Source organism: Candidatus Symbiothrix dinenymphae, from assembly GCF_001431085.1.
Genome location: NZ_BBRU01000238.1, coordinates 1 through 603, shown reverse-complemented (window position 1 = coordinate 603; position 603 = coordinate 1). Strand labels below are relative to the sequence as shown.

The following is a 603-nucleotide window of genomic DNA, read 5'->3' as shown; positions in this document are numbered from 1 at the left end:
CTTAGCCACTGCCAAAAGCACCGCTAAAAGCGGGATAATCGACAAAAAAGTGGAGTAGGTGAGTGCCGAAGCCTGCCGTTGAACATTCCCCGTTTTGTATTGTTTGACAAAGAGAATGACCACTCGCAAAATCGTGTAAATGCGGCGTTTTTGTTTGGTCAGCTCTTGTAACGAGATGCGCCAAATGCCGTCTGTGGCGAAGAGTGTGAGTTTTTTGATTGTCTTCATTTTTATGAGTCATGAGTTATTTGGGGTGGCGTTTTGCTTGGAAGAATTGTTGCATTAGGGTGGCGGCTTCTTCTGCCAAAAGTCCGGATTCTACGGTTGTTTTTGGGTGCAAGACTGCCGGAGCAATTTTGCGAAAACCGCGCTTTTCATCGGAAGCACCGTAAATGATGCGGGATATTTGCGCCCACCCCAGGGCGGCTGCGCACATCGGGCATGGCTCGACAGTGACGTATAAAGTGCAGTCAATCAGGTATTTGCCGCCCAGCGTGGCGGCGGCTGAGGTGATGGCTTGCATCTCGGCGTGAGCGGTTACGTCGTTCAAAGTTTCCGTCAAATTGTGCGCCCGCGCAATGATGCGGTCTTTGCAGACAATTA

General features: G+C 50.2%; 1 protein-coding gene and 1 pseudogene. Both read right to left on the bottom strand.

Annotation, left to right across the window (positions count from 1 at the left end; translation table 11 throughout):
• Positions 1 to 228: pseudogene (locus tag ASC50_RS03290) on the bottom strand (YihY/virulence factor BrkB family protein); the annotation flags it as partial.
• Positions 229 to 244: 16 nt separating this feature from the next.
• Positions 245 to 603 (bottom strand): nucleoside deaminase (locus ASC50_RS03285; RefSeq protein WP_056928704.1); only part of this gene is annotated, 359 nt, incomplete at its 5' end.